Source organism: Caviibacterium pharyngocola (assembly GCF_002795405.1).
In the GTDB taxonomy this organism is placed as follows: Bacteria; Pseudomonadota; Gammaproteobacteria; order Enterobacterales; family Pasteurellaceae; genus Caviibacterium; species Caviibacterium pharyngocola.
Map to the genome: position 1 here is coordinate 1 of NZ_PHGZ01000022.1, position 3,030 is coordinate 3,030.

A 3,030-nucleotide genomic window follows, 5' to 3' on the forward strand; every position below is an offset into this window, starting at 1 on the left:
CAAAATATTTGAGGTTGTATGGTTAAGTGACTAAGCGCACAAGGTGGATGCCTTGGCAATCAGAGGCGAAGAAGGACGTGCTAATCTGCGAAAAGCTTGGATGAGTTGATAAGAAGCGTTTAATCCAAGATATCCGAATGGGGAAACCCAGTGGGTGAAGAACCCACTATCCTTATCTGAATTCATAGGATAAGGAGGCAAACCGGGAGAACTGAAACATCTAAGTACCCCGAGGAAAAGAAATCAACCGAGATTTTGTGAGTAGCGGCGAGCGAAAGCGAAAGAGCCTGTGAGTGATAGCGACAGAGACAGAGGAATGTGTTGGGAAGCACAGCGATACAGGGTGATAGCCCCGTACTTGAAGTCCGTGTTGTGGTACTAAGCTAACGAAAAGTAGGGCGGGACACGAGAAATCCTGTTTGAAGAAGGGGGGACCATCCTCCAAGGCTAAATACTCCTGATTGACCGATAGTGAACCAGTACTGTGAAGGAAAGGCGAAAAGAACCCCGGCGAGGGGAGTGAAATAGAACCTGAAACCTTGTGCGTACAAGCAGTGGGAGCCCGTAAGGGTGACTGCGTACCTTTTGTATAATGGGTCAGCGACTTATATTTTGTAGCGAGGTTAACTGAATAAGGGAGCCGAAGGGAAACCGAGTCTTAACTGGGCGGATAGTTGCAAGGTATAGACCCGAAACCCGGTGATCTAGCCATGGGCAGGTTGAAGGTTGGGTAACACTAACTGGAGGACCGAACCGACTAATGTTGAAAAATTAGCGGATGACTTGTGGCTGGGGGTGAAAGGCCAATCAAACCGGGAGATAGCTGGTTCTCCCCGAAATCTATTTAGGTAGAGCCTTGAGCGGACACCTTCGGGGGTAGAGCACTGTTTCGGCTAGGGGGCCATCCCGGCTTACCAACCCGATGCAAACTGCGAATACCGAAGAGTGATACTCAGGAGACACACGGCGGGTGCTAACGTCCGTCGTGGAGAGGGAAACAACCCAGACCGCCAGCTAAGGTCCCAAAGTCTAAATTAAGTGGGAAACGAAGTGGGAAGGCTTAGACAGCTAGGATGTTGGCTTAGAAGCAGCCACCATTTAAAGAAAGCGTAATAGCTCACTAGTCGAGTCGGCCTGCGCGGAAGATGTAACGGGGCTCAAATATAGCACCGAAGCTGCGGCATCAGTAGAAATACTGTTGGGTAGGGGAGCGTTGTGTAAGCGGATGAAGGTGAATCGAGAGGTTTGCTGGACGTATCACAAGTGCGAATGCTGACATAAGTAACGATAAAACGAGTGAAAAACTCGTTCGCCGGAAGACCAAGGGTTCCTGTCCAACGTTAATCGGGGCAGGGTGAGTCGGCCCCTAAGGCGAGGCTGAAAAGCGTAGTCGATGGGAAACGGGTTAATATTCCCGTACTTGTAATAGATGCGATGTGGGGACGGAGAAGGTTAGGTAAGCAGACTGTTGGATGTCTGTTTAAGCCGGTAGGTGGGTGTTTTAGGCAAATCCGAAACACCTTAACACCGAGAAGTGATGACGAGTCTCTAAGGAGATGAAGTTACCGATACCACGCTTCCAGGAAAAGCCACTAAGCTTCAGTCTATTATAAACCGTACTGAAAACCGACACAGGTGGTCAGGTAGAGAATACTCAGGCGCTTGAGAGAACTCGGGTGAAGGAACTAGGCAAAATAGCACCGTAACTTCGGGAGAAGGTGCGCTTACCGTAATTGTAGTCCCTTGCGGACGAAGGTGAAGTAAGTCGAAGATACCAGCTGGCTGCAACTGTTTATTAAAAACACAGCACTCTGCAAACACGAAAGTGGACGTATAGGGTGTGATGCCTGCCCGGTGCTGGAAGGTTAATTGATGGTGTTATCGCAAGAGAAGCACCTGATCGAAGCCCCAGTAAACGGCGGCCGTAACTATAACGGTCCTAAGGTAGCGAAATTCCTTGTCGGGTAAGTTCCGACCTGCACGAATGGCATAATGATGGCCAGGCTGTCTCCACCCGAGACTCAGTGAAATTGAAATCGCCGTGAAGATGCGGTGTACCCGCGGCTAGACGGAAAGACCCCGTGAACCTTTACTATAGCTTGACACTGAACATTGAATTTTGATGTGTAGGATAGGTGGGAGGCAGTGAAGCAGTGACGCCAGTCATTGTGGAGCCATTGTTGAAATACCACCCTTTAACGTTTGATGTTCTAACGAAGATTACGGAACGTGGTCTCGGACAGTGTCTGGTGGGTAGTTTGACTGGGGCGGTCTCCTCCCAAAGAGTAACGGAGGAGCACGAAGGTTTGCTAATGACGGTCGGACATCGTCAGGTTAGTGCAATGGTATAAGCAAGCTTAACTGCGAGACGGACAAGTCGAGCAGGTGCGAAAGCAGGTCATAGTGATCCGGTGGTTCTGAATGGAAGGGCCATCGCTCAACGGATAAAAGGTACTCCGGGGATAACAGGCTGATACCGCCCAAGAGTTCATATCGACGGCGGTGTTTGGCACCTCGATGTCGGCTCATCACATCCTGGGGCTGAAGTAGGTCCCAAGGGTATGGCTGTTCGCCATTTAAAGTGGTACGCGAGCTGGGTTTAGAACGTCGTGAGACAGTTCGGTCCCTATCTGCCGTGGGCGTTGGATGATTGGTTGGGGCTGCTCCTAGTACGAGAGGACCGGAGTGGACGCACCGCTGGTGTTCCGGTTGTGTCGCCAGACGCATTGCCGGGTAGCTAAGTGCGGAAGAGATAAGTGCTGAAAGCATCTAAGCACGAAACTTGCCAAGAGATGAGTCATCCCTGACTTTAAGTCAGTAAGGGTTGTTTAAGACTACGACGTAGATAGGTGCGGTGTGTAAGTGTAGTGATACATTGAGCTAACGCATACTAATTGCCCGAGAGGCTTAACCATACAACCTCAAGTGTTTTGGGTTGAGGTTGTAAGATAAAGCGACTAAACAAAGAGAAAACCAAAAGACAAAATAAAGAAAATCAAAGAATCAGAATTTAGCTTGTTTCGAATTTAA

General features: G+C 49.4%; 1 rRNA gene. It reads left to right on the forward strand.

The window, feature by feature from the left end:
- The first annotated feature begins 20 nt into the window (after window positions 1-20).
- Window positions 21-2,915, forward strand: a 23S ribosomal RNA gene (locus CVP04_RS09775).
- Window positions 2,916-3,030 lie beyond the last annotated feature (115 nt).